Source organism: Candidatus Microbacterium colombiense, from assembly GCA_029203165.1.
GTDB lineage: Bacteria > Actinomycetota > Actinomycetes > Actinomycetales > Microbacteriaceae > Microbacterium > Microbacterium colombiense.
On the sequence record CP119308.1, the window covers coordinates 1,545,480 to 1,572,411 of the forward strand.

The following is a 26,932-nucleotide window of genomic DNA, read 5'->3' on the forward strand; positions in this document are numbered from 1 at the left end:
TGCGTCAGCGTCGTGACGCCTGCACGCGCAGTCGCACCATCCGGTAGCCGATGCCGATCAACACCGCGGTACCGAGAACTGTCGCTGTCGGCGGCAGCGTGTTGACGAGCAGGAGGCAGCCCAGCGCGCCGAGCACCTGCAGGGCGCGGGGATACCTCCGTGCCGTGCCCTCCTGGCGGAACGCCGCCGCGTTCGCGATCAGGTAGTACAGCAGTACACCGAATGAGGAGAAGCCGATCGCTCCTCGAAGGTCGACGAACAGCACGATCGTGATCACGAGCACCGCCACGGCGATCTCCGCCCGGCGCGGAACCTGCCAGCGCTCGTCGACCTTCGCGAAATAACGCGGCACATCGCTCTCACGGGCCATCGCGAGTGTCGTGCGTCCGATGCCCGTGAGCAGCGCGAGTAGTGCTCCGAGCGACGCCGCGGCCGCGGCGATCCGCACGAGCGGCGCGAGCGGTGCCCACCCGGCTGCGCTCACGAGATCGGCGAGCGGTGCTGCGCTCGCCGTGGCGTCGGCGCCGAGCGTGAGCACCACGGTGGCGCCGACCAGCGTGTAGACGACGACGGCACCGGTGAGAGCCCACACGATCGCCCGCGGGATGGTCTTCGACGGGTCGACGACCTCTTCGCCGAGGGTGGCGATGCGCGCGTACCCGGCGAACGCGAAGAAGAGCAGGCCCGCACCCTGCAGCACGCCGTACGCCGTCGCCTCGGGGAGCGCCACGGGGGTCGCGGTCGACGAGGAGCTCAGGCCGATGGTCACGACGATCGCGAGTCCGAGCAGCGAGCACACGACGAGGATGCGCGTGACGAGCGCCGTGCGGGTGACGCCCACGCAGTTCACCGCCGCCAGCGCGGCGACCGCGGCGACGGCGACGGCCGGGCGCCACCCCTCGGGGGCGGCGTAGGCGGCGAAGGTCATGGCCATCGCGGCGCAGCTCGCGATCTTGCCGATCACGAAGCTCCACCCGGCGATGAAGCCCCACCAGGGTCCGATCTCCGCGCGGGCGTAGGCGTAGGTGCCACCGGCGACGGGATGGGCCGCGGCGAGTTGCGCCGATGCCGTCGCGTTGCAGTACGCCACGATCGCGGCGATGGCGAGAGCGATCAGGATGCCGCCGCCGGCGACACCGATCGCGGGTCCCCACACGGAGAACACGCCGGCGCCGATCATCGAGCCGAGGCCGATGGCGACGGCGTCTCCGAGGCTCAGACGGCGGGCGAGGGGCATGTCGTCATCGTGGCACGCGCGGGTGAATTCCGAGTGTCGCGGCCGCTCACCCCCGTGACGACCCGTCGGGTGAGGTCACTCGCGCGCAGAGGTGACGCGCTTCTTCTCGCGGATGTACACCTCGCGCCGTACCTTCGCGACGACATCGCCCTCTCGATCGGTGATCACCGTGTCGAACCACTCGAGCACCTTGGCACCCCCGTGGGCGCGCTCTCGAATGCGCGCGACCTGCTCCTTCGACACCTCGAACTCGGCGGTCAGCACGCCCCGCCCCGGTTTGACGAACTCGATCTCTCCCCGCGTATCCCACACCACGTAGTCCCGGCCGAGCTGGTGCATGACCAGCATGAAGAAGTACGGGTCGGTCATGGCCGACATCGACCCGCCGAACGCGGTCTTGACGTAGTTGCGGGTGATGACGTTGACGTGCAGTTCGACCGTCGCGTGGGTCCAGTCGTCGCGGATCCGACGGATGCGGATGCCGCTGAACAGATTCGGAGCCCACAGGCTCATGCCGACCGCGAGCCGGCGGGGTGTGATGCGCATGGCGCCAGTGTGGCCGAACGGTGCGCACGCACCAAGACGGCTGGAGGGTTGCGCCAATTGTTCTAGTTCTCCTAGAATTTACTCGACAAGAGAGGTTCGAATGCTGATCAAGGTCGACATGAGCAGCGGGTCGCCGTTGTACGAGCAGGTCGCAGCATCCGTGCGTGCGGACCTCGTCGCCGGGCGCGTGTCGCCGGGTGACCGCCTCCCCGCCGCACGCGAACTCGCCGAGGCGCTGGAGATCAATCTGCACACCGTTCTCCGTGCGTATCAGCAGCTCCGCGGCGAGGGTCTCGTCGATCTGCGGCGGGGGAGGGGAGCCGTGATCTCAGCGGCCGCCGAGCCGCTGGCCGAACTGTCGCACGACATCAGCGCACTCGTCGCGCGCGCCTCCGCTCTCGGACTCTCACCCGCCACCCTGGCCGCCCTCATCAAGGAGACCGCAGTATGAATGCCGACATCCGCCGAGCCCGCCGCGCCTTCTGGTGGGTGGGTGTGATCATCCCCCTGTCGCTGATCGCCCTGACGACGATCGTGATCCTGGTGTGGCTTCCGACGATCCCCGATCCGTCGGCCATCCACTGGGGCACCGACGGGGTCGACGGGTTCGGCCCGCGTTGGATGCACCTCGTCCTGCTGATCGGCATCGGCGGCGGCATGGTCCTGCTGTTCTCCGTCATCGCGCTCGCCGCTCACCGGCTTCCCAAGAGTGACGGCACCCCGCCGGTCTCGGGGGCCCGATGGTCGGCGACCTCGCGATTCCTCGGTGCCGCGAACCTGGGAACCTCGGCGATGATGTCCTTCCTCGCGCTGGTCACCGTGGGCGTGCAGAGGGGGCTCGCGGATGCGGCGGATGCGCCCGACGTCACGCCGTGGGTGCTCCTCGCGCTCGTGGCGATGGTGGGAATCGGGATCGGCGGCTGGTTCCTCCAGCCTTCGATCGCTCCGATCGAGTCCGAATCCGCCGGTGGTGCGGCCCCGATGCCGCTGGCACCCGGCGAACGCGTGGTGTGGATCAAGACGGTGTCGATCGCGCCGGCGGGACAGGTCGTCCTCGCGATCGGTGTCTTCGTGACCATCGCCCTCAGCGTTCTCCTTCTGGCGCAGGGGATACCGGCCTGGTGGATCACCGGTGCCGTGTCCCTGCTTCTCCTGGCTGCGGTGGTGACCACCCTGACATTCAGGGTGAAGGCGAGCGCCGCGGGCCTCGAGGTGCGCTCCGCGGTCGGGTGGCCTCGCATCCGGATCCCGGCGAGCGACATCGGCAGCGTTCGCGCCGTCGACATCGATCCGTTCGGAGAGTTCGGGGGCTGGGGGTATCGCATCAGCACCGACGGCCGGCGCGGTGTCGTCCTGCGCGGTGGGCCGGCGATCGAGGTGACGCGCACCGACGGGCGCCGCTTCGTGGTGACCGTCGACGACGCACAGACGGCGGCGGCGGTTCTCGCGACCGCCCGGAAGGAAGGTTGACCGATGAACGTCTTTCCTGCGAGCACCTCTCGCCGCGTGGCCTGGGCCGCGGTGATCACCTACACGATCATCGCGTGCGGGCTCGCCTGGCTCGTCGCGCTGCCCCTGTGGCTTGGCGACGGTCTGGCCGAACCGCTGTCATGGCTGCTGCTGCCTGTGATGATGTTCACTCCCGCGATCGCGGCGCTCGTCGTCATGTTCACGATGGGGCGCCCCGCCCGCGGCGAACGCGCACGCGTCCTCGGACTGTGGCCGCTGCGGCCCGCCCGGCGCGTCGTGTGGCTGATGGTGCTCGGATGGCTGGCTCCTCCCGTGATCGTTGGCCTCAGCGTCCTGCTCTCGTCCGCCCTCGGGTTCGTGCAGCTGGACCTCACGTTCTCCGGATTCGCGGCCGAGATCGAGAAGGCGCTCCCGGCGGGAGTGCCGCTCCCGCCGATCGGTGTCATCGTGTTCGCGCAGATCGCGATGATCCCGGTGGGTGCTCTCGTCAACAGCCTCCTCGCCTTCGGTGAGGAACTCGGCTGGCGGGGGTGGCTGCTGCCGGCTCTGCGTCCGCTCGGCACGTGGCCCGCGCTGCTGCTCACCGGCGTCATCTGGGGCTTCTGGCACAGCCCGGTGATCCTGCTCGGCTACAACTTCGGTCGCACCGACGTCACCGGAGTGCTCTTCATGATCGGCGGATGCATCGCGTGGGGTGTGCTGCTCGGATGGCTGCGTCTGCGCTCCGCCTCGGTGTGGCCCGCGGTGATCGCGCACGGCTCACTCAACGCCGCCGGCGGACTCATCGTCATCTTCGCGGCCACGCAGCCCGATCTCGCGCTGGCCGGTCCGCTCGGCGTCGCGGGATGGATCGTCGCGGCGATCCTCGTCGTCCTACTGCTGGCCACGGGCCAGTTCCGCCGGCAGCCCGAACTCGCGGGCGCGCCGGTCCGCCTGCTCTCCGCGCCGCGTCCCTGACCGCGCGGCATGAGGGGCACCCCTTGACGCCCCTCATGCCGCGGGGTTGGCTGATCCCATGAAATCCACTCCCGAGGCATGGTCCGCTGCCGACGCGTATCTCTCCGATGTCCTGGTCGGCCACGACCCCGCGTTGGAGGCTGCTCTCGACGCGCAGCACGCGGCGGGACTCCCGTCGATCGAGGTCGCCCCCGTCGGCGGGAAGCTCCTGAACCTCCTCGCGCGCATGAGCGGTGCCCGCCGGGTGCTCGAGATCGGCACGCTGGGCGGCTATTCGACGATCTGGCTCGCACGTGCGGTGGGGCCGGAGGGGCGCGTCGTCACGATCGAGGCCGAGGCTGACAACGCGGCGGTCGCGCGGGCGAGCATCGATGCCGCCGGTGTCGGCGAGCGCGTCGACATCCGCATCGGCCGCGGCGCCGACGTGCTCCCGACACTGGTCGGCGGCTTCGACCTGGTGTTCATCGACGCCGACAAGGAATCCAACACCGTGTACCTCGATTGGGCCGCGAGGCTCGGGCACCCTGGCACGGTGATCGTGCTCGACAACATCGGTCGCGAGGGGGAGATCGTGCGCGACGATTCCACGGATTCCAAGGTGACCGGAACCCGCGCAGGCCTGAGCATGCTGGGCGACGATCCGCGCTTCGACGCCACGGCGCTGCAGACGGTCGGTGTGAAGGGGTGGGACGGCGTGGCGATCGCGCTCGTCGTCTAGGCGCGCAGATGACTCGGGGCGCACCGGCCCGGCGGGCTAGACTGGGCGCGGATCGACGACGCTCCACACCACGTTTTCCCTGAGCAAGGAGCACATCAGTGGCACTGATCGAGGCTGTAGGCGCACGCGAGATTCTGGACTCGCGCGGTAACCCGACCGTTGAGGTGGAGGTGCTCCTCGACGACGGCATCGTCCAGCGGGCGGCCGTCCCGTCCGGCGCATCGACGGGCGCCTTCGAGGCGTACGAGCTGCGTGACGGCGACAAGAGCCGTTACGGCGGAAAGGGCGTGCTGAAGGCCGTCGAGGCCATCATCGACGAGCTCGGCCCGGCGCTCGAGGGCGTGGAGGCCAGCGAGCAGCGCATCGTCGACGAGATCCTCAACGAGGTCGACGGCACCGAGAACAAGAAGCGCGTCGGCGCGAACGCGATCCTCGGCGTCAGCCTCGCGGTCGCCAAGGCCGCCGCCGACTCCGCCGACCTGCCGCTGTTCCGCTACCTCGGTGGCCCGAACGCGCACGTGCTGCCCGTCCCGCTGTTCAACGTCATCAACGGTGGCGAGCACGCCGACAACGGCATCGACATGCAGGAGTTCTTCCTCGCGCCGGTCGGCGCCGAGACGTACTCCGAGGCGCTGCGCTGGGGCGTCGAGACGTACCATGTGCTGCGTTCCGAGCTGAAGGCCGCCGGCTACGCGACCGGCCTCGGCGACGAGGGCGGCTTCGCTCCCGACCTGCCCAGCAACCGCGAGGGCCTCGACTTCCTGGTCAAGGCGATCGAGAAGGCCGGCTTCACGCCCGGCACCGACATCGCCCTCGGCCTCGACGTCGCCGCCACCGAGTTCTTCAAGGACGGCGTCTACCGCCTCGACAACAAGGACTGGGACGCCGCCGCGCTCACCGAGTACTACGTCGGGCTGGTCAACGACTTCCCGATCGTCACGATCGAGGACGCACTGGCCGAGGACGACTGGGACAGCTGGAAGCACCTCACCGATGCGCTCGGCTCCAAGGTCCAGCTCGTCGGCGACGACCTGTTCGTCACCAACCCGCAGCGTCTGGCCGAGGGCATCAAGCGCGGCGTCGCGAACTCGCTCCTGGTGAAGGTCAACCAGATCGGCACGCTCACCGAGACGTTCGACGCGGTCAGCCTCGCGCAGCGCTCGGGCTACACGGCCATGCTCTCGCACCGCTCCGGTGAGACCGAGGACACCACGATCGCCGACCTCGCCGTCGCGACCAACGCGGGTCAGATCAAGGCGGGTGCGCCTGCTCGCAGCGAGCGCGTCGCGAAGTACAATCAGCTTCTGCGCATCGAGGAAGAGCTCGGCGATGCCGCGGTCTTCGCCGGTCGTTCGGCGTTCCCGCGCTCGCAGGCCTGAACGCAGCTGAGACAGTATCCGCCGCACTGTGCGGCATGACGGAGGAGGAGCCGTGGCACGACGACCGGCTCCTCCTTCGGCGTCTCCGCGCCCGGAGAGCATCGCGCGGCGCCGACGCAGAAGCTCCGGCCCCGCCGGAGCACGCGTGCCCGGCGGGGGAGATGCTCCGCGCGTCGATGTGCGCGAGTGGGCGTCCGGCATCCGCCTGTCGGCGTTCTCGGTGATCATGCTGTCGCTCGTCGTGCTGGGGGCGTGGGTGCTCGTCCCCACTCTCGGCACCTTCATCGATCAGCGACAGAAGATCGCCGCGCTCGAGGCGTCCGTGGTCGCTCCGAAGACCAGATCGCCGCGCTCGAGACCGAGCGGGAGCGCTGGCGCGATCCCGCGTACATCACCACCCAGGCCCGGGAGCGGCTGTACTACGTCAAGCCCGGCGAGGTCGTCTATCTGATCGACAACGACCTCGACCCCGCCGCACTTCCCGCGCGAGCAGAGCCAGGTCAGCGACACGCTCGAGGAGACGTCGTCGGACTGGATGCCGCAGCTGCTGCGCACCCTGACGTCCACGGGGCTCAGCGGCACGGCCGCGGTCGCCCCTGACGGGGCGCGTCGAGCATCCTCTCGGTCGCTCCCTTACGCTGGAGACGTGACCACTCCGCCTTTCCCCGCGCCCACTCCGCCGAGCTCGCCGTCGTGTCGCGCTCAGCTCGGGCGCTCCGCCCGCGGAGTCGTCGGCATCGCCGCGCGCTGCGCGTGCGGCAACCCGACGGTCGTCGCGACCACCCCGCGTCTGCCCGACGGCACGCCGTTCCCGACGTTCTACTACCTGACTCACCCCGCCGCCACGGCCGCGATGTCGACGCTCGAGGCCGACGCAGGTGATGCCGGAGCTGGCGACACTGCTCGCCGAGGACGAGGACGGTCGCCGCGGCGCTATCTCGCCGCCCACGGGCCTACCTCGCCGATCGCGCGCAGTTCGGACAGGTCGACGAGATCGACGGCATCTCCGCCGGCGGCATGCCGACTCGCGTGAAGTGCCTGCACGCCCTCGCCGGCCATGCCCTCGCCGCTGGTGCCGGCGTCAACCCGATCGGTGACGCCGCGCTGGCCCGCTCCTCCTGGTCGCCTGAGCGCTGCCGCTGCGAAGACCCCGGGGCCGCCGTCCGCGACGAGTCGGACCGCATGATCGCGCGACGGATGCTGCGCAGCGTCTCCGCCATCGCGGTGGTGACGGCATCCGTCCTGCTCCTCGGCGCCGCTGCCACTCCCGGACCCGTCGCCGATGACCCGAGCGATCCGGTGCGCGCCTCGGAGTACTGGCTCGACGGCGCCCGGATCCGCGAGGCCTGGCAGACCACCCGTGGCGCGGGCGTGACGATCGCCGTGATCGACACCGGGATCGGCGAGGTCCCGGCACGTTCGGCGAGGCGGTCGTCGGCGGGACGGATGTCTCGGGCACGGGCACGCCGGACGGTCGCACGCCGCTGGGCGCGGTCGACGGCAATCACGGCTCGTGGGTGGCCTCGCTCGCCGCCGGTCGAGGAGCCGCCGACGGGACGGGGATGATCGGTGTCGCCCCCGAGGCGAACCTGCTGTCGATCTCGGTCGGCTTCGGCGCCGCAGCGGCTGTCCCGTTCACCGAGCAGGTCGCCAAGGGCATGCGGTGGGCGGTCGACAACGGCGCCGACATCATCAATCTCTCCTTCACCACCAACACGCTCGACTGGGATGAGACCTGGGATGATGCGTTCCTCTACGCGTTCGAGCATGATGTCGTCGTGGTCGTCGCAGCGGGCAACCGCGGCAGCGGCACGAGCATCATCGGCGCCCCGGCGACGATCCCGGGTGTGCTCACCGTCGCGGGCGTCGATCAGACCGGTACGGCGAGCGTCGAGGCATCGACCCAGGGGTTCACGATCGGCATCTCGGCGCCCAGCGAAGGGCTGCTCGGGATGTCGGCGGACGGCAAGCTCGCCTCCTGGAGCGGCACCAGTGGCGCGGCGCCGATCGTGGCGGGGATCGCCGCGCTGATCCGCTCGGCCCACCCCGACATGACGGCGAACAACGTGATCAACCGCATCATCAAGACGGCCATCCCGGTGCCCGGGGCCGAGAAACCGAGCGACCCGCTCTACGGTTTCGGCCTGGTGGATGCGGAGGCCGCCATCTCGACCGACGTGCCCACGGTCGACAAGAATCCGATGGGTGATCTGGCGGAATGGATACGTCTGTTCCGTCGTGCCGACTCGGAGCCGCAGCCCGAACCGTCCGTGACGCCGGTCGTGGTGCCGCCGCTGCCGGATGCCGATGCCCCCACCGAGGCAGGCTCACCGCTGCTTCCCAGTGCTGATTCGCTGCGCTACGGTACCCTGCCGCTCATCGCGGTCACAGTCCCTGGTATCCTGATAGCGCTTGGCGTCACCGCTGCTGCCCGGCGCATCCGATCGGCGCGCGCGAATCGCACGCCACATCCCTGACTCCAAGGAGTTCGTCCCCCTGTGCCCAAGATTCTGATTGTCGGTGGCGGCTACGCCGGTTTCTACACCGCGTGGAAGCTCGAGAAGCACCTCCGCAAGGGCGAGGCCGAGGTCACGATGGTTGACCCGCTGCCGTACATGACGTACCAGCCCTTCCTGCCTGAGGTCGCCGCCGGTTCGATCGAGGCCCGCCACTCGGTGGTCGCGCATCGCCGTCACCTCAAGCGCACCAACGTGCTCACGGCGAAGGTGACGAACATCAACCACGCCGAGAAGACGGCGACGATCACGCCGCCGTCGGGCGAGCCGTACGATTTCTCGTACGACCAGATCGTTGTCACGGCCGGTGCGGTGTCGCGCACGTTCCCGATCCCGGGTATCGCCGACAACGCGATCGGTCTGAAGACGATCGAAGAGGCTGTCGCGATCCGTGACCGCGTCATGTCGAACTTCGACAAGGCGGCGTCGCTGCCTGCCGGCCCGGAGCGCGACCGTCTGCTCACGGTCGTCGTCGTCGGTGGTGGCTTCGCCGGCATCGAGGTGTTCGCCGAGCTGCGTTCGCTGGCCTCGTCGCTGGTGGGCAAGTACCCGCAGCTGCGTTTCGAGGACACGCACTTCCATCTGATCGAGGCGATGGGGCGCATCATGCCCGAGGTCTCGCTGCAGACGAGCGAGTGGGTGCTCAAGGATCTCGCCAAGCGCGGCGCGAACGTGCATCTCGACACGCAGCTCACCAGCGCGGTCGACGGCAACGTCGAGCTCTCGACGGGCGAGGTCATCCCGACCGACGTCATCGTCTGGACCGCGGGTGTGATGGCGAACCCGACCGTCGTGCGCGGCGGCGACCTGCCGGTCGAGGAGCGCGGTCGCATCCAGACCCGCGCCGACCTGCGCGTGGGTACCCCGGAGGCCTTCGTCGAGGGCGCGTGGGCCGCCGGTGACGTGTCGGCTGTTCCCGACCTGTCCGGTGGTGGCGTCGGCGGGTTCTGCGTGCCGAACGCCCAGCACGCGGTGCGTCAGGCGAAGCTGCTCGCGAAGAACCTCGTCGCGGTGCTCCGTGGGGAGAACCCCAAGGAGTACTTCCACAAGAACCTGGGCGCCGTGGCGGGTCTCGGCCTCTACAACGGTGTCTTCCAGTCCGGCAAGATCGCGCTCAAGGGCTTCGTCGCCTGGGTCGCGCACCGTGGTTACCACGGGCTTGCGATGCCGACGTGGGAGCGCAAGTTCCGTGTGATCTGGGGGTGGTGGAACAACCTGTGGCTCGGTCGCGACCTTGTGAACCTCGAGACGGTGCAGAACCCGCGCTACGTGTTCGAGGAGTTCGCAGCTCGCCCGCGTCCCGCCGCGCCCGCAGCACCGGCCGCTCCGGTTGCCGAGAAGGCAGCGGCCACGGTCGCCGAGGTCGCGGAGAAGGCTCCTGTCGAGAAGACACCGGCCAAGAAGGCTCCGGCCAAGAAGGCTCCTGCGAAGAAGCCCGCGGCCACGAAGCCCGCTGCGGAGAAGGCTGCCGAGAAGGCTGCCGCGAAGTAGTCCGAACAGAGCATCGCCGAACAGCCCTCCCGATCCGGGAGGGCTGTTCGCGTCTTCGGGCGCGGCATGGCAGGTCACGGCGCGGGCTCGGAGGATACGCATAGCCTGCGGCGATAGCGTCGGGGGAGCAAGGGGAGTACTCCCGTCTGCGGCGGAGTCGTCATTACGGACATGCGATCGTGTCCCGGCCCGTCGGCCCTGTGGGTGGAGGAGACCTTGGCGTCCGCGTGGCGGACCGCCGTGGAAACCCCTGCCGTCGTCCCGACGTTCGTGGGAAGCCTCGCCGGTTCGCTTCGCTCCACGAAGGGACCACACATGGGAAAGCTCTCCCGACTCCTCAGCCTGGCCACCGAGGCGCTCGACAAGAGCGCCGGCTCGGCCACGCGATCGGTGCCGCAGCGGGAAGAACGTTCCAGCGCGCGTGGCGGTGCGAGCCGCGGGCCGTCGATCCCGGATGCCGATCGCGCGGCGATCGCCCGTTACGACTATCTTCTCAGCACGGCTGACCCCACGCAGGTCGAGCGGATCCACCGTGATGCGTTCGCCCGACTGACGCCGCAGCAGCGCACGCAGGTCGCGGAGCGGATGCGCGCGGAGCTGCCGCCAGGGGAGCGGCCCGCATCGGCATCGGCCGAGGACCTCGGTCGAGCGGCCGGTCGAAGCGAAGCCATGCGACCCGGCCGGATGCGCACGCTGCTGTCGCGAGTCGGCCGCGGCGGCGCGGGGGGCGGCGCGGTGGGAGCGGTCGGTGGAGCGGCCGTCGGAATTCTCGGTGCGGTGGCGGGAGGCGCCGTGCTCAGTACTGTCGCGCAGCCGCTGCTCGAGCAGGCTGCGGGGTTCGGCGTGGATTTCGAGTCCCTCGCGCAGGGCATCGACCCGGAGGCGTTGACCGGCGCCGCGGAAGGGCTTCTGGGCTCGGCCGGCGAGTCGGTCTCCGGACTCGGAGAGGCGGCGACCGGATGGGGCGAGCGCCTCGGCGAACTCGGCATCCCCGGTCTCGATGACCTGTTCCGACGCTGACGATCACTCGCCCTGACTGAGGAGGCACCGTGAGGTTCGCCGCATCCATCTCGACCGACGCCGGACACGGCTTCTCCGGCCTGACCGGATTCGCCGCCGATGTCCTCACCGCTCTCGGTGATATCGGAGTGGGGATCCTCGTGTTCATCGAGGTGCTGATCCCACCGATTCCGAGCGAGGTGATCCTGCCGTTCGCGGGCTATCTCAGCCAGAGCGGCGACCTGCACCTGGGGTGGCTGATCTTCTGGAGCACGCTGGCATCGTGGCTCGGGGCGCTGATGCTCTACGCTCTGGGTGCCGCGATCGGCATGGAGCGCGCCGTGCGGCTGCTGGCCGCCACGCGCCTGGTGAGCCGGTCGGATCTGGATCGTGGTGCGCACTGGTTCGTGAGCAGCGGAGCGTGGACGGTCCTCGTCGGCCGGATGGTGCCGGGTGTGCGGAGCCTGATCTCGATCCCCGCCGGGGCGTCGCGCATGAATCTGGTGCGATTCAGCATCTACACGATCGTCGGCAGCGGCGCCTGGAACGGCATGCTCATCGGGGTGGGAGCAGCGCTCGGCACGCAGCATGAGCGGCTGGAGCACTACCTCGGCTATCTCGACTATGCGGTCTATGCCGCGATCGCGATCGCCCTCGGCGTTCTGATCGCGCGACGCATCCGGGAAGCCGTCACCCCGCGCTCCGCTCAGGCCCGCGCGGATGCCGCAGCCATCGACGACGCCTAGACGAGTACCCCCGGTCGGACTCGAACCGACACTGAAGCGATTTTAAGTCGCCTGCCTCTGCCATTGGGCTACGGGGGCATCGCTTCAGCCTAGTTGTTCGTGTTCGCGCCCTTTCGTCCACTCCTGGATGGTCGCGACGATCTCCGGCGCGTCCGGCAGGGTGGTCGGACGGAAGCGCTTGATCCGACCGTCGGGGTTGACGAGGAACTTCTCGAAGTTCCAGGTCACGCGCCCCGCCTTGCCGTTCGCATCGGGGGTCTGGGTGAGCTCGCGGTAGAGGGGATGCGCCCCACGTCCGTTCACCTTGACCTTCTCGGCCATGGGGAACGTCACGCCCCAGGTCGCGGAGCAGTACTCGGCGATGGCGTCCGCGCTCCCGAGCTCCTGCAGGAACTGATTGCTCGGGAAGCCGACGACGGTGAAGCCGTCTGCGCCGTAGAGTCTCTGCAGTTCCTCGAGCTGCTCGTACTGCGGTGCCAGTCCGCACCGCGACGCGACGTTCACGACGAGTGCGACCTTGCCTCCGGTCAGCTCTCCGAAGGTCTGGCTCTCGCCGCGAAGTGTGGTCACCTCGATGTCTTTCAGTGCCATGGTCTGCTCATCCTCTCTGTCGATGGTGTCGCGTCAGGCGGACACGCCTGCGGGCTCCTGCTCGGGGCGCGGGAAGGCCGCGACGCGCTCGCGCAGGTCGTGCAGGCGGGTCACGAGATCGTGCGCCTCGTCGGGGTCGAGAGCGATGGCCTGCGTCAGGCACCCCTCCAACCATCCGAGCTCCTCGATGATCGCTCGACTGCGCGCTGTCGGCAGCACGCGCACGCGGCGCCGATCGCTCTCCGAGGTCTCGCGCTCGATCAGGTCAGCGCTCTGCATGCGGCTGAGGAGGCCGGCGACGCTGCTGGAGTCCAGGAGAAGGGCCTCCGAGATCTGCCCCGGGGTCTGCTCACCTTCGCTCCACAGCAGCCCCAGCACCATCAGCTGCTGGTAGCTGAGCCCCCAAGGGGCGAGGAGGTCGCGATAGAGCTGCAGGGTCGCGTTCATCGTCGAATACAGGGCGAGGCACACCGCCTCATTGCGACGTGCGGCTGACAGTCCCTCGGTCATGCGATAAGCCTTGCACGCGAGTAACTCGTATACAAGATGTTTTTCGTTGCGACGCAGTCCCGCCTCTCGTGGTTCCGCGTTCGGTCAGGCCGTAGGGTGGGGGAGTGCTCGATCTCACCGATGAACTGAGCCCCGTCGAGGGTGCCGCTGTGGTCTCTCCCGAGTGGGAGGATCCCGCCCGCTACTGGTCGCGACTCTCCGCGGCGACCGGCCATCTCCCGGCCCCGGTGGCGGTGATCGACCGTGAGGCATTGCGATACAACGCGATGGATCTGCTGGTGCGGGCGGGTGGTCTCCCGATCCGCGTGGCCTCGAAATCGGTGCGGGTGCGGAGCGTTCTCGATGCCGTGCTGAAGCTCCCCGGTTACCGTGGCATCCTCGCGTTCACGCTGGCCGAAGCGCTCTGGCTCGCCGAAGACCACGACGACGTCATGCTCGGATATCCGACGGTCGACCGGGCGGGTCTGGAACGCCTCTTCGCCGACGAGCGCGCCGTCGAGCGCATCACCCTCATGATCGATGACCCGGTGCACCTCGATGTGATCGACAGTGTCGCCGGACCGGGGGCGCGACCCGAGATCCGCGTCGCGATCGATGTGGACGCGTCGTGGAAGTCTGCCGTCCTCGGGCACATCGGGGTCAGACGGTCCGCACTGTTCAGTGCCGGCGAGGTCGTCGCGTTCGCACGCAAGGTCGTCGCACGTCCCGGGTTCCGCCTGGTCGGCCTGCAGATGTACGACGCCCAGATCGCCGGTCAGGGCGATGACGCCGGGCCCGATGCGCCCGTGATCCGCATGGTGCAGGCCCGCTCGCGCCATGAGCTGCGTGAGCGCCGTGCAGCGATCGTCGAGGCGGTCACCGCGGTGGCGTCACTCGAGATCATCAACGGCGGCGGCACCGGCTCTCTCGAGTTCACCGGCAGCGACGAGTCGTTGACCGAGGCCAGCGCCGGGAGCGGCCTGCTCGGCGGCCACCTGTTCGACGGATACCGATCCTTCCAGCCGGCTCCGGCGTCCGCCTTCGCCTTCGACGTCGTGCGGCGCCCCGCATCCGACATCGCGACCGTGCTGGGCGGGGGATGGATCGCCTCAGGGCCTCCCGTCGCGTCACGTCAACCTCTGCCCGCCTGGCCCCAGGGTCTGCGCACGATGCCTCGTGAAGCGGCCGGCGAGGTGCAGACGCCGTTACAGGGACGCGCGGCCACGTCCCTCGGCGTCGGCGACCGCGTCTGGTTCCGGCATTCCAAGAGCGGCGAACCGGCGGAGCGGATCGAGAGGTACCACCTCGTGTCGGGAGATCAGGTGGTCGACGAACTCCCGACCTATCGCGGCGAAGGAAAGGCGTTTCTGTGACGAGGATCGGCGGGACGTGGCAGAACTGGGGACGATCGGCTTCCGTCCGACCCGTCCGGGTGGAGCGTCCGCGCAGCCCCGAGGGCGTGCAGCGTGCCGTTCTCGCCGCGTCAGCGCAGGGGCTCGCGATCAAAGCCGTGGGGGCAGGACACAGCTTCACCGGTATCGCGGTCGCTCCCGGGGTCCTCCTCGAACTCGATGACCTTCAAGGCCTCGTCTCCGCCGATGCGACCACGGGGCGGGTCACGCTGCTCGCAGGCACGCGGCTGCACCGTATCCCGTCCCTGCTGGCGCCGTTCGGCCTCGCGATGCAGAATCTCGGCGACATCGACCGACAGTCGATCTCCGGAGCGATCTCCACCGGCACCCACGGGACGGGAGCGGGATACGGCGGTCTCGCGACTCAGGTCGTCGGCGTCACCCTGATCACCGCGAGTGGAGATTTCCTGCGCATCGACGAGCAGCACGACAGCGACCTGCTCCCTGCCGTCGCGCTCGGTCTCGGCGCCCTCGGGATCATCGTCGAGGTGACCCTCCAGTGCGTGCCCACCTTCGTCATGCACGCGACCGATGAACCTGCACCGCTGCACGACGTGCTCGATTCCCTCGACGAGCGGGTGGCCGCATCCGATCACTTCGAGTTCTACTGGTTCCCGCACACCGAGGTCGCTCTGACCAAACGGCAGACGCGGTTGCCCGAGTCGACGGTTCGCAAGCCGCTCCCCGTCGTCGGGAAGTGGATCGACGAGACGCTGCTCTCCAACGGCGTGTATCGGGCGGTGTGCGCGACCGGGCAGCTGATGCCGGCCGTCACCCCTCCGTTCAGCCGCCTCGCCGTGAAGCTCACGGGCGACCGCGACTACACAGATCTGTCACATCGGGTGCTCACGCAGAGCCGCACCGTTCGCTTCCGGGAGATGGAGTACGCGCTTCCCGCGGAGAACGTCGTCCCGGCATTCCAGGAACTCCGCGAACTGATCGCAACGCGTGGATGGCGCATCGAGTTCCCCGTCGAGGTGCGATTCGCGGCGGCGGATGACCGGTGGCTCTCCACGGCGTACGGCCGTGCGACCGCGTACATCGCGGTGCACCGCTACTGGCGCGCCGATCCCACGGTGTACTTCGAGGCCGTGGAGGAGATCATGCTCGCCCACGGCGGGAGGCCGCACTGGGGCAAGCTCCACACGCTGGACGCGACGCAGCTTCGCGCGCGCTACCCTCGATTCGACGACTTCCTCGCGGTACGAGATCGACTCGACCCCGAACACCGATTCGGAAACCGCTACCTGGAACGCGTCCTCGGCGCCTGAGGCGCATTTCACAGCACGCATGCCTCCGTGTCCAGTACACGTGCAGACAGCGCCGATAGGATGAGACAAAACGAGGAAGGGTGGGCCTCTGATGGAATGGCTTGTGCCAGTACTGATCGTCGTGGGCGTGATTCTGCTGGTCGGGATCTATCTGTGGGCGACGTACAACTCGCTGGTGCAGCTGAACGTCAGAGTCGACGAAGCATGGAGCGGCATCACGGTGCAGCTCAAGCGACGAGCCGATCTCATCCCCAATCTGATCGAGACGGTCAAGGGATACGCCTCGCACGAGAAGGCGGTCTTCGAGAACGTCACCCGTGCGCGCGCCGAGACTCTGAACGCCGGCAGCCCCGGCGCGGCAGGCATCGCTGAAGGACACCTGCAGCAGGCGCTGCGCAGCCTGTTCGCGGTCGCCGAGGCATACCCGCAGCTGCAGGCCAGCCAGAACTTCCTCCAGGTGCAGCAGGCTCTGGTCGACACCGAGGACAAGATCCAGGCTGCACGCCGGTTCTACAACGGCGGTGTGCGTGAGCTGAACACCAAGATCAAGGTGTTCCCGAACAACCTCTTCGCCAAGGGACTCGGCTTCACGGAGCGCGAGTTCTTCGAGGTGGCCGACAGCGGAGCGATCTCCGAGCCGCCGCGCGTCCAGTTCTGAGCCACGCCGGCACACTGAGACCTCCGGGTCACCAGAACGTCAACGCGATGTTCGTGTCGGTGAAGGCGACATCTCCTCGGAGCATCCAGGCGTCGGTGCGGTAGGTCGTCGTTCGCGATGATCCGTCTCGACCTGTTCCCATCACGGTCGCGACCAGCACGCCGGCGCTCGTCGTGAACTCCTCCGCGTCGAGAGTCATCGTCGGTGCCGTGTCGATTCGGTATTCGACGTCGCTGACGACCGTGAACTCGGTGCCCCACGGGATCCGGATGCCGCAGCCGTCCGGAGGCCGTGCGCTCGGCCGCGTGCACTCCGCGAGATGCTCATCGAGTGCCTCTTGCGCTGCTGTCGTGGCGGCGGATCGGAGGGTCGGCTCCAGGGCGACATCGCTCGCTTCTCCCGGGAGGACCTCGATCGTCGCCGCACCGTCGAGCAGATCCGCGGGTGCGGCGGACGCGGTGTACATCGCAGGGAGGAGAGAGATCGCCTCGTCGGTGGGGAATGTGACGCCACCGACCGCGACGAACGAACCGATGGTCGTCGTCGTGCTCGCAGTCCCCAGCGAAGACGCGTCGACGACCCACCGGGTGTCGGAACGCGACAGGGAGAGGGTCGCGGTTTGCGATGCGTCGGCGAGTCCGAAGGAGATCGCGGCGGTCGCTCGGTCGCCGCTCTCGTCGACGGAGGTCACCGCGACGTCTGCGATGCGCTGGTCGGCGCCGTCCAGCGCCGTGAGCGAGTCATCCGGCACGGCAGGGGACAGATCCGCGATCGCAGCGACATCACCGGATTCGAGCGCGCGGAGGTAGGAGAGCGCAGTCGCCTCGGCCGTTGCGGGACGAGCTGACTGCCAGATCCACAGCGCTGCGGCGAGCAGGACTGCCGCGGCGACGGCGCCGGCGACTATCCATTTCGCCGCGCGTGTCATCCGAGGGCCTCTCGCGGATGCAGATGGCGGAGGATGGATGCCCCCTCGTACCCAAGCAGGGCATGATGCACCGCGCTGGACGCATCGCCCCAGCCCGACACCGAGACGTGCTCCAGGCCCTGCCACGTCGCCGCGAGCGCCAGCTCGCGAGCGATCGGGCCCGCATCCTCTGCCCGTGCCTGCGGCTCCCACCATGCCGACTGCACCTGAAGCGTGGAGGCGGCGCGGTCAGCCTTGAGATCGACCCGCGCGACGATCCGATCCCCGACCAGGACGGGCAGGGAGTAGTAGCCATAGCGTCGTTTGTCGGCCGGCACGTAGATCTCGATCCGATAGTCGAGATCGAAGGCGCGCAGCGCGCGATCGCGGAACCAGACGACAGGGTCGAACGGCGTCAGCAGTGCGGCCGCGTCGACAGCGCGGGGGAGCACCGCATCGCGATGACGCCAGGCGGCAAGGGGGCGCCCTCCGCGTTCCCAGCCGCGCACCTGCACCGGAAGGAGCTCACCCGACGCGGTCAGGTCGTCGATGGCCTGCGAGACGGCGGCTCGATCCTTGATCCGGTAGTAGTCCGCGAGATCGGCCTGGGTGGCGACCCCGGAGGAGCGTGCGGCGCGGCCGATCAGCGTGCGGATGGCATCTGAGCGCGCGACCTCGCGAGACAGGATGTGCTCGGGCACGACGTGCTCCGCCAGCGCGTACGTGCGCTCGAAGCCCTTCCTGCCGCTGATGGCGACGTCGCCCGTGCGCCACAGATGCTCCAGTGCGAGCTTCGCGTCGTCCCAGTCCCACCATGTGCCGCGCTCGCGCGGCGCGTCTTCACGCAGATCGGCGGGCCGGAGCGGGCCGCGTGCACGCAGCTCGTCCTGCACCCATCGCATGGTGCGGGCGTTGGTGTGCGCCCAGGAGCCGTCCGCTTCCCAACGACGGCGGAAGTCGTCCATGCGGAACCGCCACAGCGGCCAGTCGTCGATCGGGATGAACGTCGCCTCGTGGGCCAGGTACTCGACGTAGTGCGTCGTGCGCGAGAGGAACACGCGGTCGAGCAGTGCCGGGTCGTAGGAGCCCAGCCGGGAGAGCAGCGGCAGATAGTGGGACCGGGCGAAGACGTTGACCGAGTCGATCTGCAGAACGCCGATGCGCTCCATCAGCCGGTGGATGTGGCGACTGGTGACGGACGACGGTCGCGCGCGGGTGAAGCCCTGGGCCGCCAGCGCCATCCGGCGCGCCTGTACGGGGCTGAGAGTGTCTGTCACGTGGTCAGCGTATCGCCGGGCGCCGACATCCGTAGCGCGGCGACGAGCCCCTCCGGGATCGCCGTAGACTTGGGCGATGAGCGACGAACAGCGGCCCCGGCTGAGGGACCTGTTCCGTGCGCGTCCGATCACCACGGACCGGACGGTGACGACGGAAGCCGACGAGGCCGTGCCTCTCACCCTGCGCATCACGGCGGGTTACGCGTGGCGCCTGCTCCTGATCGCCGCGGCGATCGGCGTGTTCATCTGGCTGGTCATGCTGCTCAAGCTGCTCGTGATCCCTCTCATGGTCGGCATCCTCATCACCGCTCTGCTGTGGCCGGCGTTCGACTGGATGCTGCGCCACCGCTTCCCGCGGTGGACGGCGATCCTGATCTCGTTGCTCGGCACGGCGGCGATCGTCGGCGGACTGCTGTGGCTGGTCATCTGGCAGGTGCGGGTCGAACTCCCCGATGTGCAGAAGAGCTCGACCGAGGCGTTCAACCAGTTCCAGGTGTGGTTGCACGACGGTCCGCTCAATCTCTCCGACACGCAGATCGCGGATTACCTCCAGCAGGGCCTGGACATGCTCAACGAGCAGGCCCAGGTGCTGTGGTCCGGAGCGCTCGCGATCGGCACGACGGTCGGACACGTCGCGACCGGTGCCGTGCTCTCGCTCTTCATCCTCATCTGCCTTCTCGCGGACGGCGCAGGGATCTGGCGCTGGACGCTCAAGCTCTTCCCGCGTAACGCTCGTCAGGCAGCCGACGGCGCGGCGCGCAACGGTTGGAAGACCATCGTCAACTACGCGCGGACGCAGTTGTTCGTCGCCACGATCGACGCGATCGGTATCGGTCTCGGTGCGTTCCTGCTGCAGGTTCCGCTGGCGCTCCCGGTCGCCGTGCTCGTGTTCCTCGGCTCGTTCATCCCGATCGTCGGCGCGGTCGTCACCGGTGCCGTCGCGGTGTTCCTGGCACTGGTCTACAACGGACCGTGGATCGCGCTCTGGATGCTCGTGGTCGTGCTGGCGGTCCAGCAGATCGAGGGGCACATCCTGCAGCCGATCCTGATGGGATCCGCAGTGAAGGTGCACCCCCTGGCCGTCGTCCTCGTCGTCGCGGGTGGGGCCATGATCGCCGGCATCCCCGGCGCACTCTTCGCCGTGCCGTTGGCGGCGTTCGTCAACGTCGCGGCCGTGACGTTGAGCTCCGGCTCCTGGCGCACCGGCGTCGATCCGAGCGGAGACCTGATCTGGAGCACAGTACCGCGACAGCGGAGACGGAGGAATCGATGAGCGAAGTCCCCAGCCTGACCGAGTTCGAGCATGCAGCTCAGAGTCTGGCTGAGGTGATCTCGCACACGCCGACGCTGCCGTCGCGAGCCCTCTCCGACATCCTCGGGGTTCCCGTCGTGCTCAAGATGGAGAATCTCCAGCGCACCGGATCGTTCAAGATCCGTGGCGCGGCCTACCGCCTCTCGCGCCTCAGCGCGGATGAGCGCGCTCGCGGAGTCGTGGCGGCATCCGCCGGCAACCACGCGCAGGGCGTCGCTCTCGCGGCCCAGGAGCTGGGAATCACCGCGACCATCTTCATGCCGTTGGGCGTGCCCGTTCCCAAGCTCCTCGCGACGCGCGGCTACGGTGCCGACGTCGTGCTCGAGGGCGAGACGGTGGCGACCTCGCTGCGGCTCGCGGCCGAGTTCGCCGAGCGCACGGGCGCCGTGCTCATCCCGCCGTTCGATCACCGCGATGTCGTGATCGGCCAGGGCACACTCGGGCTCGAGCTGCTCGAAGACGCTCCCGACGTCGACACGATCGTGCTCGGCATCGGTGGCGGCGGTCTCATCGCAGGGGTCGCTGCGGCGGTGAAGGCACGGGCGGCGGAACTCGGTCGCACCGTGCGCATCATCGGTGTGCAGGCCGAGAATGCCGCGGCCGTGCCGCCGTCGCTCGAGGCCGGGCATCCGGTCGACATTGTCACGAGGCCCACGATCGCCGACGGAATCCTCGTCGCGCGCCCGGGAGCGATTCCCTTCGACATCATCAAGGATCACGTCGACGAGGTCGTGACGGTCTCCGACGATGACCTCGCCCGCGCGATCCTGGTACTGCTCGAGCAGGCCAAGGTCGTCGTGGAGCCCGCAGGCGCCGCCGGCGTCGCGGCGATCCTGTCCGGCAAGATCTCCGCCACCGGCAAGACGATGGCCGTGCTCTCCGGCGGCAACATCGATCCGCTCCTTCTGCAGCGCGTCGTCTCCCACGGTCTCGCCGCATCCGGCCGCTACCTGACGATCCGCATCCCGTTGCCCGATCGACCCGGCCAGCTCGCCCGGGTGTCCGAGTTGATCGCGGAGGCGGGAGCGAACGTGATCGAGGCGATGCACACGCGTCACGGTCACGGGTTGCAGATCAGCGACGTCATCCTGGAGCTCAGCGTCGAGACACGTGGTCCCGAGCACTCCGAGCACACGCTCGACACGCTGCGCGCCGCCGGATTCGAACCCATCCTGGTTCCGGACTGATCCGCACGACACAGACGCAGAACGCCCTCCGGCCACGGCCGGAGGGCGTTCTGCGTCTGTATCCAGTGACGGGTATCAGCCGGTGTAGGTCTCGACCTTGAGGATCTCCACGGCGATCGAGCGGCCGTTGGGGGCGTCGTACGACGACTTCTCGCCGATCTTCAGTCCGAGGATCGCCTGACCCAGCGGGCTCGCCTCGCTGTACACGTCGAGGTCGCTGCCCACGGCGATCTCGCGGCTGCCGAGCAGGAACACCTCTTCACCGCCGGCCACGAGGGCCGTGACGACGGTGCCGGGCTCGACGATGCCGCGGCTCGCCGGCGCCTCGCCGACCTTGGCCGTCTTCAACAGGCTCTCGAGGGTGCGGATGCGAGCCTCCTGCTTGCCCTGCTCGTCCTTGGCGGCATGGTATCCGCCGTTCTCCTTGAGGTCGCCCTCTTCGCGGGCGGCTTCGATGCGCTTGGCGATCTCCTCGCGGCCCGTGGTCGAGAGGTGCTCCAGCTCGGAGACGAGCCGGTCGTATGCTTCCTGCGTGAGGAAGGGAACCTGAGCGTCGGTGGACATGACGAAGCTCCTTCTTTCGGGATCCCGGCCGCATCCTGCGGGGGATATGCCAAGACGCCCCGGCACGGTGCCAGGGCGTCGTCTGTCTGCGATGAGTCTAGGCGACCCAGCAGGAGTTCACCAAACCTGTGGTGGCCGCCGCGACAGTGGGAATCGTGGCGGAGGCCGCCTGCGAATGACTGTCCCCGGCGGCGATCTCGACGAGTTTCCACCCCACGACGCCGAACTCCTCATCCAGCGCCTCGACGATGCACAGGACGTCCTTGCCCTGCACGCCGGTGACCTGGAAACGGACCTCGACGGAGTGTTCGTCGACGAGGTCGAAGCCGAGGTCATCGGAATCCACGGACGACATCGACTGGGCCACGGTCATCCATCCGAACGCTCCGACGAGGAGGGCCGCGATGATGATCGCGACGATCCACGGGGCTCGGCGCCGTCGGGTACGGCCGTAGCGTTCGTCGAGCTGTTCTGCTGTCGTCACGGGAGGGGTCTTCCGGTCGTTAGGCTGGTGGTTCCAGGTTATGCGACCTGCGCACGAAAGGCCGACTCATGCTCGCTCTGACCGAGACCCCGATGCCGACGCCCACGATGACCGTGGCCCCGGAGGCCGTCACCCCGGGCTTCGCCGGCTTCGCGGCGATCGTTCTCGTGCTGATCGCGGTGATCCTGCTGATCTGGGACATGAACCGGCGTATCCGCCGCGTGCGCTACCGCGAAGAGGTGCGTGACGAACTGGATGCCGAGGAGGCCGCACGCGCGGCCGATGAGGCCACCGAGACGGATGCCGACCTCCCGATCGTGCGCGACGGTGACGACGACCCCCGCACGACCTGAGCGAGCGTCACGCCCCCAACGAGGGCGACAGCGGGGCGATCGCGATGAGCAGGCACGCGGTCCAGTGGCACAGGAACGCCAGCACGGTGCACACGTGGAAGATCTCGTGGAAACCGAAGCGACCGGGCCAGGGGTTCGGCTTCTTCAGGGCGTAGACGATCGCGCCGCCCGTGTAGAGCAGTCCGCCCACGATCACGAGCACCATCATGACGACGTTGGCCGCGAACAGGTCGGCCATGAACATCACTGCGGCCCAGCCCATCAGGAGATACAGAGCGACGTAGAGCCAGCGGGGCGCGTGGATCCAGAACACGCGGAACAGGATGCCGACCACGGTGCCGCCCCAGACGAGGCTGAGGAGCAGCGCGCCCTTCTCGGGCGGCAGGGCCAGGGTGGCGAGCGGGGTGTAGGTCCCGGCGATCAACAGGAAGATGTTGGCGTGGTCGATCCGCTTCAGCAGCAGCTTGACGGGCGGGCTCCAGTCGAAGCGGTGGTACAGCGCGGAGTTCCCGAAGAGGAGGAGGGAGCTCGCCATGAACACGGCGGCCGACCACTTCGCCGCGCCGCTCTCGGCCACGATGATCAGCACGATGCCGGCGACGACCGCGACGGGGAACACGCCCGCGTGGATCCACCCGCGCCACGTCGGCTTGATCTCGACCGCCTCATCGACCGTCGCCGCGTCGAGGAGAGGGAGCTGGGGGAGGTCTGCGTCGGACGGCTCGGGAGTGCTCACAGCCTCACTCTAGGCGGGCCGGCATTCCGGACGCGGCACATATCCTCAGCTTCACCGGGGCCGGCACGGTAGCGTAGGGAGGTGATTTCACGCGACGGTCAGGGGCGAGGGCCGCTCTATCGGCTCTACAGCAACAGGCTGCGCCGCCAGCTGGATTCCGCCTCCGTACCGCATCACGTCGCGATGATGATCGACGGAAACCGTCGGTGGGCTCGACAGCTCGGCTATGCGACGCCGGCCGAAGGTCATCGTGCGGGCGCCGCCAAGATGCGCGAGTTCCTCGGATGGTGCGACGAGCTCGGCGTGCGGGTGGTCTCGCTGTATCTGCTGTCCAGCGACAACCTGCTCAAGCGTGATTCGGCCGAGCTCGCCGATCTGATCGAGATCATCGCGGAACTCGCTGAGGCGCTGTCGCTGGAGGGAAACTGGAGGGTCAAGCATGTGGGCCGCTCCGACATCCTCCCCGCCGAGCTCGCGCGGGTGCTCGCCGATGCGGAGGAACGCACGAAGGATCACACCGGTCTGCACGTGAACCTGGCGGTGGGCTATGGCGGACGCAATGAGATCGTCGACGCCGTACGCAGCATCATCGGCGCGCACGAGGCATCCGGCGGCACGCTCGAAGACCTCGCGGCCCATCTCACGCCGGAGATGATCGGAGAGCACCTGTACACCGGGGGTCAGCCGGATCCCGACCTGGTGATCCGCACCAGCGGCGAGCAGCGACTCAGCGACTTCCTCCTCTGGCAGAGCGCGCACAGCGAGTTCTACTTCGTCGAAGCGCTCGGTCCCGACCTCCGTCAGGTCGACTTCCTCCGAGCGATCAGAGATTTCGCCGACCGGGACCGCCGCTACGGCCGCTGAACGCCCCCGATCGGGGAGCGGCGCCGCCCTCCGTGACGTGCCAGAATGACGCAGTGAGCGCATTCGACGACTATCTCCACACCTTCGATGCGGCGCAGGGATACCTGAACTGGGCCGCGTTCGGCCCCTTGTCGCCGTCGGTGCGCGAGGAGATCTTCGCCGATGCGGATCTGCTGGGCAGCGGCCGCCCCTCGTCGCTCGCGCTCGTCGCTGAGCGACTAGGGCAGGCGCGGGAGATCGTCGCAGAGCTCCTCGGCGTCGATGCCGCAGAAATGACGGTCCAGCCGTCGTCGACCCACGGGTTGGCGCAGGCCCTGTACGGCCTGCAGGGAACCGTCGTGGCGTCGTCCGCGGAGTTCCCGAGCATCAGTGTCACGCTCGAACGCGCGGCGTCGGCGTCGCATGGCGCTCTCACACCGCGGTGGATCACCACGGACGACGGCCGAGTCACGGTCGATGAGGTGTCGAACGCGCTCGACGACGACGTCACCGCCCTGGCGGTGAGCCATGTCGACTTCCGGACCGGATACCGGGCCGACCTCGACGCGCTGCGTGAGGCCATCGGACCGGACCGGCTGCTGATCGTCGATGCCGTGCAGTCGTTCGGCATCATCGACGCGGACTTCTCCGCGGCCGATGTGGTCGTCGGACACGGATACAAGTGGTTGCGCGCAGGACGGGGGACTGCATTCGCGTCGTTCTCGCCGCGCGCCAGGGAACGGATCACGCCGGTGCTGAGCGGCATCACCGGCACCGCCGGCTCCGGTCTCGCGGTCGACGACCTGCCGGCACCCGCGCCGTCGGCGCGCGCGTTCACCGTGAGCGGCCCCGACACGCTGGCGGCCGGACGACTGGCCATCGGCGCGCGTGACGTGCGCGATGCCGGTGTCGCGGCGATCGAGGAACGGCTCGCGGAGAAGGTCGATGCCATCCTCGAGATCGCTGATCGACACGGCGTCACGGTCACCTCGCCGCGTGCACGCGCGCAGCGGGCCGGTATCGTCGCGCTCACGCCGGAGGAGCCGGCACGGTTGGCCGCGGCCCTCGCGAATGCCGGAGTCGTCGTCACCGCACGGGGCGCGTCGGTGCGCATCGCTCCGCACGCGGGAACGGATGCGGGCACGATCGCCCTGCTCGACGACGCGCTCGCGGCATTCGGTAACGAGACGTTCATCAGCGCGTAACGAATCGCTGGCGTGTCGAGTCGAGGTTATGCCGGTGACTGGTCGTAGCTTCTAGGCATCGGGCAAGGAGCCCGGTCGAGTCGGCCTTCAGGTTCGCGACTCGTGGCCCCCTGGTCGACTCGTTCGCATAGCCGGGAATTCTCCCGGGTCGGGAGTGGGTCGTGACCTCACGTACAGCGCAGCAGTCCACCAGCACCGCGCAGCAGTCCACCCGTAGGACGACGAGTCGGGCATCGTCCGCAGATCCCGATCAGGATCTGCGCACCTATGTGCTCGACACCTCGGTTCTGCTGAGCGATCCGCAGGCGTTCTTCCGGTTCGCCGAGCACTCGGTCGTGCTCCCGGTGGTCGTCATCTCCGAACTCGAGGGCAAGCGCCACGACCCGGAGATCGGCTACTTCGCCCGCCAGGCGCTGCGTCATCTCGACGATCTGCGCATCGAGCACGGACGACTGGACTTCCCGGTGGAGGTCGGCGAGGGCGGCACCCTCCGGGTCGAGCTCGCGAACACGGACGTGTCGATCCTTCCCGCCGGCATCCGGCTGAGCGACAACGACTCCCGCATCCTGTCGGTCGCCATGCACCTGGCGCAGGACGGTCAGGACGTGACGATCGTCTCGAAGGATCTGCCCATGCGCGTGAAGGCCGCGTCACTCGGTCTCCGCGCGGAGGAGTACCTCGCTGAGCAGGCCGTGGATTCCGGATGGACGGGCATCACCACGCTTGCTCTGTCGGGCGACGACATCAGCGACCTCTACGAGAGCGAGGTCGGGATCAGCGAGGATGCTCGCGGACTCCCGGTGAACACCGGCCTGATCATCCACTCCGAACGGGGATCGGCGCTCGGCCGGGTGACCGGCGACGGCGAGTACCGGCTCGTGCGCGGCGACCGCGACATCTTCGGCATGCACGGACGGTCCGCGGAACAGCGGATCGCGATCGACATGCTCGTCGACCCCGAGGTCGGCATCGTCTCGCTCGGTGGACGAGCCGGTACCGGCAAGTCGGCACTCGCACTGTGCGCGGGCCTGGAGGCCGTGCTGGAGCGTCAGCAGCAGAAGAAGATCATCGTGTTCCGCCCGCTGTTCGCGGTGGGCGGTCAGGAGCTCGGATACCTGCCGGGTGACCAGGGCGAGAAGATGGGGCCGTGGGGGCAGGCGGTGTTCGACACGCTCGGTTCGGTGGTGTCGGGGAACGTCGTCGAGGAGGTCATCGAGAGGGGCCTTCTGGAGGTGCTCCCGCTCACGCACATCCGTGGTCGCTCCCTGCACGACGCCTTCGTGATCGTCGACGAGGCGCAGTCGCTCGAGCGCAACGTGCTCCTGACGGTTCTGAGCCGCATGGGCCAGAACTCGCGGGTGATCCTCACGCATGATGTCGGACAACGGGACAACCTCCGCGTGGGGCGTCACGACGGCATCGCCAGCGTGATCGAGACCTTGAAGGGGCACGAGCTGTTCGGACATGTGACGCTGATGCGCTCGGAGCGCTCGGCGATCGCCGCACTCGTCACCGAGCTGCTGGAGGGCGGAGAGCTCAGCTGACGGCAGGCGACAGCGGATGCCGTGCACTCGGCATCCGCTG

At 68.6% G+C, this 26,932-nt stretch carries 27 protein-coding genes, 1 tRNA gene and 2 pseudogenes; 20 read left to right on the top strand and 10 right to left on the bottom strand.

What is annotated here, in order from left to right:
• Positions 1-4 precede the first annotated feature (4 nt).
• On the bottom strand, positions 5-1,237 hold the full coding sequence (locus tag P0Y60_07435; protein WEK62564.1) for an amino acid permease: 1,233 nt from the start codon (positions 1,235-1,237) through the stop codon (positions 5-7).
• A gap of 75 nt (positions 1,238-1,312) precedes the next feature.
• Positions 1,313-1,783 (bottom strand): DUF4442 domain-containing protein, encoded by a 471-nt coding sequence (locus P0Y60_07440; protein WEK62565.1) that lies wholly within the window; start codon positions 1,781-1,783, stop codon positions 1,313-1,315.
• A gap of 100 nt (positions 1,784-1,883) precedes the next feature.
• Here P0Y60_07440 and P0Y60_07445 point away from each other — a divergent pair, with 100 nt between their 5' ends.
• The 11 genes and pseudogenes from P0Y60_07445 (at position 1,884) to P0Y60_07495 (ending at position 12,059) form a co-directional block, all read left to right on the top strand.
• Positions 1,884-2,234, top strand: coding sequence for a GntR family transcriptional regulator (locus tag P0Y60_07445; GenBank protein ID WEK62566.1), 351 nt, complete (start codon positions 1,884-1,886; stop codon positions 2,232-2,234).
• Positions 2,231-3,253 carry a DUF1648 domain-containing protein gene (locus tag P0Y60_07450; GenBank protein WEK62567.1) on the top strand — a complete coding sequence of 341 codons (1,023 nt, stop codon included), beginning with the start codon at positions 2,231-2,233 and terminating at the stop codon, positions 3,251-3,253. Before P0Y60_07445 ends, P0Y60_07450 begins: the two co-directional genes overlap by 4 nt.
• A gap of 3 nt (positions 3,254-3,256) precedes the next feature.
• Positions 3,257-4,210 (top strand): CPBP family intramembrane metalloprotease, encoded by a 954-nt coding sequence (locus tag P0Y60_07455; GenBank protein ID WEK62568.1) that lies wholly within the window; start codon positions 3,257-3,259, stop codon positions 4,208-4,210.
• 58 nt (positions 4,211-4,268) lie between these two features.
• Complete coding sequence (locus P0Y60_07460; GenBank protein WEK62569.1) at positions 4,269-4,928, top strand: O-methyltransferase; 660 nt, start codon at positions 4,269-4,271, stop codon at positions 4,926-4,928.
• 98 nt (positions 4,929-5,026) lie between these two features.
• A complete protein-coding gene (gene eno, locus P0Y60_07465; GenBank protein WEK62570.1) occupies positions 5,027-6,307 on the top strand; it encodes a phosphopyruvate hydratase in 1,281 nt (426 codons plus the stop codon).
• A gap of 252 nt (positions 6,308-6,559) precedes the next feature.
• On the top strand, positions 6,560-6,907 hold the full coding sequence (locus P0Y60_07470) for a septum formation initiator family protein (GenBank protein ID WEK62571.1): 348 nt from the start codon (positions 6,560-6,562) through the stop codon (positions 6,905-6,907).
• Positions 6,908-6,953: 46 nt separating this feature from the next.
• Positions 6,954-7,465 (top strand): annotated as a pseudogene (locus P0Y60_07475) (DUF501 domain-containing protein).
• 24 nt (positions 7,466-7,489) lie between these two features.
• Positions 7,490-8,784: pseudogene (locus P0Y60_07480) on the top strand (S8 family serine peptidase).
• A 21-nt stretch (positions 8,785-8,805) separates the two neighbouring features.
• Positions 8,806-10,314 carry an FAD-dependent oxidoreductase gene (locus P0Y60_07485; GenBank protein WEK62572.1) on the top strand — a complete coding sequence of 503 codons (1,509 nt, stop codon included), beginning with the start codon at positions 8,806-8,808 and terminating at the stop codon, positions 10,312-10,314.
• 315 nt (positions 10,315-10,629) lie between these two features.
• Positions 10,630-11,334: a cation-transporting ATPase gene (locus tag P0Y60_07490; protein WEK62573.1), complete on the top strand. Its 705-nt coding sequence runs from the start codon at positions 10,630-10,632 to the stop codon at positions 11,332-11,334.
• Between the two features lie 29 nt (positions 11,335-11,363).
• The gene (locus tag P0Y60_07495) at positions 11,364-12,059 is read left to right on the top strand and encodes a DedA family protein (GenBank protein WEK62574.1); all 696 of its coding nucleotides are present in this window, start codon (positions 11,364-11,366) and stop codon (positions 12,057-12,059) included.
• Positions 12,060-12,064: 5 nt separating this feature from the next.
• Here the strand turns inward: P0Y60_07495 and P0Y60_07500 are convergent.
• The 3 genes from P0Y60_07500 to P0Y60_07510 form a co-directional block, all read right to left on the bottom strand.
• Positions 12,065-12,137 (bottom strand) — tRNA-Leu (locus P0Y60_07500).
• Positions 12,138-12,143: 6 nt separating this feature from the next.
• Complete coding sequence (locus P0Y60_07505) at positions 12,144-12,650, bottom strand: glutathione peroxidase (GenBank protein ID WEK62575.1); 507 nt, start codon at positions 12,648-12,650, stop codon at positions 12,144-12,146.
• A gap of 33 nt (positions 12,651-12,683) precedes the next feature.
• Positions 12,684-13,160, bottom strand: a complete 477-nt coding sequence (locus P0Y60_07510) for a MarR family transcriptional regulator (GenBank protein WEK62576.1) — start codon at positions 13,158-13,160, stop codon at positions 12,684-12,686.
• A 104-nt stretch (positions 13,161-13,264) separates the two neighbouring features.
• On the opposite strand from P0Y60_07510, the gene P0Y60_07515 reads away from it, so the two are divergent.
• The 3 genes from P0Y60_07515 to P0Y60_07525 all read left to right on the top strand — a co-directional run bounded on the left by P0Y60_07515 (position 13,265) and on the right by P0Y60_07525 (position 16,480).
• On the top strand, positions 13,265-14,512 hold the full coding sequence (locus P0Y60_07515; protein WEK62577.1) for an alanine racemase: 1,248 nt from the start codon (positions 13,265-13,267) through the stop codon (positions 14,510-14,512).
• Positions 14,509-15,822 (top strand): D-arabinono-1,4-lactone oxidase, encoded by a 1,314-nt coding sequence (locus P0Y60_07520; GenBank protein WEK62578.1) that lies wholly within the window; start codon positions 14,509-14,511, stop codon positions 15,820-15,822. The genes P0Y60_07515 and P0Y60_07520 overlap by 4 nt, the downstream gene beginning before the upstream one ends.
• A gap of 91 nt (positions 15,823-15,913) precedes the next feature.
• Complete coding sequence (locus P0Y60_07525; GenBank protein WEK62579.1) at positions 15,914-16,480, top strand: LemA family protein; 567 nt, start codon at positions 15,914-15,916, stop codon at positions 16,478-16,480.
• A gap of 28 nt (positions 16,481-16,508) precedes the next feature.
• Here the strand turns inward: P0Y60_07525 and P0Y60_07530 are convergent, their stop codons facing one another.
• Together P0Y60_07530 and P0Y60_07535 are read right to left on the bottom strand one after the other, a co-directional pair.
• Positions 16,509-17,408 (bottom strand): hypothetical protein, encoded by a 900-nt coding sequence (locus P0Y60_07530; GenBank protein WEK62580.1) that lies wholly within the window; start codon positions 17,406-17,408, stop codon positions 16,509-16,511.
• Positions 17,405-18,664, bottom strand: coding sequence for a crosslink repair DNA glycosylase YcaQ family protein (locus P0Y60_07535; GenBank protein WEK62581.1), 1,260 nt, complete (start codon positions 18,662-18,664; stop codon positions 17,405-17,407). The genes P0Y60_07530 and P0Y60_07535 overlap by 4 nt, the downstream gene beginning before the upstream one ends.
• A gap of 76 nt (positions 18,665-18,740) precedes the next feature.
• Here P0Y60_07535 and P0Y60_07540 point away from each other — a divergent pair, with 76 nt between their 5' ends.
• Both P0Y60_07540 and ilvA read left to right on the top strand, forming a co-directional pair.
• Positions 18,741-19,937 carry an AI-2E family transporter gene (locus P0Y60_07540; GenBank protein ID WEK62582.1) on the top strand — a complete coding sequence of 399 codons (1,197 nt, stop codon included), beginning with the start codon at positions 18,741-18,743 and terminating at the stop codon, positions 19,935-19,937.
• Positions 19,934-21,163 carry a threonine ammonia-lyase gene (ilvA, locus tag P0Y60_07545; protein WEK62583.1) on the top strand — a complete coding sequence of 410 codons (1,230 nt, stop codon included), beginning with the start codon at positions 19,934-19,936 and terminating at the stop codon, positions 21,161-21,163. Before P0Y60_07540 ends, ilvA begins: the two co-directional genes overlap by 4 nt.
• 75 nt (positions 21,164-21,238) lie before the next feature.
• Here ilvA and greA read toward each other — a convergent pair whose 3' ends face one another.
• Together greA and P0Y60_07555 are read right to left on the bottom strand one after the other, a co-directional pair.
• Positions 21,239-21,727: a transcription elongation factor GreA gene (greA, locus tag P0Y60_07550; GenBank protein ID WEK62584.1), complete on the bottom strand. Its 489-nt coding sequence runs from the start codon at positions 21,725-21,727 to the stop codon at positions 21,239-21,241.
• Positions 21,728-21,824: 97 nt separating this feature from the next.
• Positions 21,825-22,211: a DUF4307 domain-containing protein gene (locus P0Y60_07555; GenBank protein WEK62585.1), complete on the bottom strand. Its 387-nt coding sequence runs from the start codon at positions 22,209-22,211 to the stop codon at positions 21,825-21,827.
• Between the two features lie 68 nt (positions 22,212-22,279).
• Here P0Y60_07555 and P0Y60_07560 point away from each other — a divergent pair, with 68 nt between their 5' ends.
• Positions 22,280-22,564 (top strand): hypothetical protein, encoded by a 285-nt coding sequence (locus P0Y60_07560; GenBank protein WEK62586.1) that lies wholly within the window; start codon positions 22,280-22,282, stop codon positions 22,562-22,564.
• Between the two features lie 7 nt (positions 22,565-22,571).
• Here the strand turns inward: P0Y60_07560 and P0Y60_07565 are convergent, their stop codons facing one another.
• A complete protein-coding gene (locus P0Y60_07565; GenBank protein ID WEK62587.1) occupies positions 22,572-23,300 on the bottom strand; it encodes a hemolysin III family protein in 729 nt (242 codons plus the stop codon).
• A gap of 84 nt (positions 23,301-23,384) precedes the next feature.
• Between P0Y60_07565 and P0Y60_07570 the strand changes: the two genes are divergently transcribed.
• The 3 genes from P0Y60_07570 to P0Y60_07580 all read left to right on the top strand — a co-directional run bounded on the left by P0Y60_07570 (position 23,385) and on the right by P0Y60_07580 (position 26,892).
• On the top strand, positions 23,385-24,164 hold the full coding sequence (locus P0Y60_07570) for an isoprenyl transferase (protein ID WEK62873.1): 780 nt from the start codon (positions 23,385-23,387) through the stop codon (positions 24,162-24,164).
• Positions 24,165-24,217: 53 nt separating this feature from the next.
• Positions 24,218-25,348 carry an aminotransferase class V-fold PLP-dependent enzyme gene (locus P0Y60_07575; protein ID WEK62588.1) on the top strand — a complete coding sequence of 377 codons (1,131 nt, stop codon included), beginning with the start codon at positions 24,218-24,220 and terminating at the stop codon, positions 25,346-25,348.
• Positions 25,349-25,605: 257 nt separating this feature from the next.
• Complete coding sequence (locus P0Y60_07580) at positions 25,606-26,892, top strand: PhoH family protein (GenBank protein WEK62874.1); 1,287 nt, start codon at positions 25,606-25,608, stop codon at positions 26,890-26,892.
• Positions 26,893-26,932 lie beyond the last annotated feature (40 nt).